Genomic DNA, 3,533 nt, shown 5'->3' with positions numbered 1-3,533 from the left:
CGTCGGCGACGGTGTCGAACACCGCCAGCACCTTGCCGGTTTTGTCGGCCTTGATGATGTAGGGACCGAATTCCTCGCCGATCCAGAAATGGTCGCCGATGATCTGGAAACCCTCGGTGTCGACGTCGGCGCCGGTCAGATAGCGCTTGGCGGTATCTTCATGAACGATGCGGGACGGTACCTTCTTGTCGGGGTCGTGCAGGAACACGGTGGCCAGGCGCTCGAGCTTGCCGCTGTTCCAGTCGATCTTGTGATGGTTGAGGTAGATCATGTAGTCGGCCGAATTGTAGCGCGAGCCGGCGCCATTGTCGGTCAGCACCCAATAGGTACCGTCCGGCATCACCTTGATGCCGGAATGGCCCTGCAGCGGTTGGCCCTTCATCGGCAGCGAAATGCCGGTAGCGCGCTCATAGGATTTGCCCATCACACTGCCGAGCGCGTCGACGCGCTTGCCGGTGGTGGATTTGCCAGAGGTCTTGAGGTCGTTCGGGGCATCGGCGGGCGCATCGATGGTCGACATCGCCGGCAGCACGGCATGGCCGGCCAGTTTCGCCGGAAATTCGCCCTCGGCTTGCGCGAAGGCCGCGGACGACAGCAGCAGCATCGAGGCGACGGAACAGAGCAGGGTCTTGCGCATGGTATTTCTCCTTGTGACCATGCGGGTCTTTTGCGGGGCGCGGGTTACCGCGCGCTGACAATTTCGTGACGACACGGTGACAGCGGGGGGAAAATGCCGCGGCAAGTTGGCGCCAGGAGGCGTTGCCGCGTTCCCCGGACCCGGCGCAGCGCGCCACCTTGGTGGCGTGATGCTCCGCGGAGCCGGGGTCCCGGTTGTTGCCAGCAAACCGGGATCCCGGATCTGCGAAGCCATGCTTCGCATGGCATCGCGTCCGGGACACGAAGATAGCTGACTTCTACTGCTTCTCGATCTTGGCGTTGCTGATCAGCTTTGCCCACAGCACCAGCTGGTCCTTCACGAAGCCATCGAGTTCTTCCGGGCTCCCCGAAAAGGCATCCATGCCGAGATTGGCGAGCTTCGCCTTGATCTCGGGGGTCTCGACGATCTTGCGCAACTCGGCGTTGAGCCGGATCACGACGTCCCGGGGCAGGCCGGCGGGGCCGAAATAGGCCTGCCAGGAGGTGATGTCGAAATCGGGCACGCCGGCTTCCTGCATGGTCGGCAGTTCAGGCACCAGCGGCGAACGCTTCGCGGTGGTGACAGCGAGGGCGCGTAGCGTCTTGCCGTTGACATGCGGCAGGCCGCTCGGCACGTCGGTGAACATCATGTCGATGCGGCCGCCGATGACGTCGTTGAGCGCCGGTGGTGAACTCTTGTAGGGCACGTGCAGCATCTCGATGCCGGCATTATGCGCGAAGGTCGCGCCCGACACGATCGCCGACGAACTGCCGCTGGCATAGGTCAGCTTGCCCGGGTTGGCCCTGGCGAGCGCCACCAGCTCGGCGACGCTTTGCGCCTTCATGTCGGGATTGACCACCAGCATGAAGGGCAGGTCGCCGGTGCGCGCGATCGGGGTAAAATCCTTGACCGGATCGTAGGTCATGTTCTTGAGCAGGAACGGATTGGCGGAATGCGAGGTATTGGTGGTGACGAACAGCGTGTAGCCGTCGGGCGCGGCGCGCGCCACATAGGTCGCGGCGATCGAACCATTGGCGCCGGGCTTGTTGTCGATCACGATCGGCACGCCGAGCGCCTGGCCCAGATATTGCGAGATGATCCGCGTCGTGCTGTCGGTGCCACTGCCGGCGGCGAACGGCAGCACCAGTGTGATCGTCTTGGTCGGATAGTTTGAGGTTTGCGCCTGCGCCATGGCGGCTGGACACATCGCCGCCGCCACTGCCATGGCCCGAATCACCTGAAGTCCGCTCATTCCGTTTGCTCTCCCTGCGCCGGCCTTGACGGTCGGCTATGTTGTTGGGCGCAAACTAGCCGAGCTTGCCACGGCGCAAAAGCCCAAAGCGAAACCGGCGCATGCCGTATCGCGGAATGACTCAGCCCACCGCGCTCAGGATGGTGCAGACCACGCCGGTTGGCAGGAAATCAACGGTGGCGCTGCCGCCGAGCTGGTCGCGGGCGCCGCGTTCGATCAGCCGTGAGCCGAACCCCTTGCGGGTCGGCGCGTGCACGCGCGGGCCGCCGGATTCGATCCAGGTCAGCCGCAGCCTCTCGCCGGCCGGCTCCAGCACTAGCCGCCAGTCGATGCTGACGGTGCCGGCTTCGTTGGAGAGCGCGCCATATTTCGCGGCGTTGGTGGCGATCTCGTGCAGGATCATCGACATCATCACCGCCCGCGGCGGCGTCAGCGGTACCTTCGGGCCGGAAATCCGTAGCCGCGGCGAGCCGAGGATGGCGTAGGGCTCCAGCACGCGGTTGACGACGTCCTGCACGTTGGCCCCGGCCCATTTTTCCTGGCTCAGCAGGTCATGCGCCTTGGCCAGCGCACCAAGCCGGCCGTCAAAAGTGTCGCGCTCGGTCTTGCTGGCGCCGCGGAAGGTCTGGCTGGCGATCGCCTGCAGCACCGCCAGCGTGTTCTTGACGCGGTGGTTGAGTTCCTCGACCAGCAGCGCATGCTGCGCTTCGCCACGTGCGATCACGCTGGCCATTCGTAGCGCGAAGCCGACACCGATCAGTAGCAGCAGGATGCCGACGGCGATGGTGATGGCGAGCGCGCGCCACAGCGGCGCCGTCAGCGATGCCGAGGCGATGCCGTTGCCGACGATCCAGCCGGAGACCTCCGATCGCGCCACCGCCGTGATCAGCGGCACCCCCTGCAGCGATACTGTCTCGAACGTGGCCTCGGGCGATTTGAACATCTCGGCGTACAGCGTCGCGGAAGCCCGCCTGCCGACGGTTTCCTCGGGGTTAGGAACCCGGGCGACGTTGGTGCCCTCGCTGTCGAAGATCGAGATCGTCCAGTCGGGACTTGGTCGCTGTCGCTCTAAAATGCCCTGAAACGCCGCCATCGGCGGCGCGAAGGAGAGGTCGTAGACCACCTGGTCATCGACCCGCACCGGCACCTCCACGGTCAGGATCGGCGTCTTCAGGACCGAGCTGACAAACAGGTTGGAGTAGACCGTCTCGCCGGACTCGAACACCTTGCGCACCATCTCGATATTGCCGCTCGGTGGCAGTTTGGCGATGTCCGACGACAGCGTCGAGAACAGCTGGCGGCCGTCGCGGTCGGCGACCAGCACCACCCCGCCGGGCGGGTATTGTTCGAGGAAACCGAGCGCGATCCGGCGAAACAGGTCGAAATCGCCGGAGCGCAGCGAATCGGTCATCGACAGCACTTGCATGCCGCCGGTCATGCGCCGCAATTCGGCATCCAGCACGGTGCGGATGCTGCGGGCATTCTCGAGCACGCGGGCCGACGCGTCGGCGCGATCCTTCTCGTAGCCGCGATAGATGATCACGCTGGCAAAGATGATCAGCGGCGACATGGTGCCGGCGACCAGCAGCGCGAGGCGGACCGGCAATGAGATCTTGCGCACGCGCTGGCCCCGGAAGGTGTTTG

General features: G+C 64.9%; 3 protein-coding genes. All 3 read right to left on the bottom strand.

The features are described 5' to 3' along the window. The coding region (locus Q0S16_RS04035) for an esterase-like activity of phytase family protein (protein WP_295845313.1) at nucleotides 1–637 on the bottom strand (637 nt) is incomplete at its 3' end. Between the two features lie 277 nt (nucleotides 638–914). Then, nucleotides 915–1,889, bottom strand: coding sequence for a tripartite tricarboxylate transporter substrate binding protein (locus tag Q0S16_RS04030; RefSeq protein WP_295845311.1), 975 nt, complete (start codon nucleotides 1,887–1,889; stop codon nucleotides 915–917). A gap of 121 nt (nucleotides 1,890–2,010) precedes the next feature. Next, entirely contained in the window at nucleotides 2,011–3,510 is a 1,500-nt protein-coding gene (locus Q0S16_RS04025; protein WP_295845315.1) for a sensor histidine kinase, read from the bottom strand. Nucleotides 3,511–3,533 lie beyond the last annotated feature (23 nt).

The sequence above is a fragment of the Tardiphaga sp. genome, from assembly GCF_025356345.1.
Lineage (GTDB): Bacteria > Pseudomonadota > Alphaproteobacteria > Rhizobiales > Xanthobacteraceae > Tardiphaga.
Note: the sequence above shows the minus strand (reverse complement) of the source record. Positions and strands in the feature narration are given on the sequence as shown.

Coding starts and splice junctions, on each gene's coding strand:
- Q0S16_RS04030 (WP_295845311.1), bottom strand. CDS start 1,889: ATGAGCGGACTTCAGGTGATTCGGGCCATGGCAGTGGCGGCGGCGATG.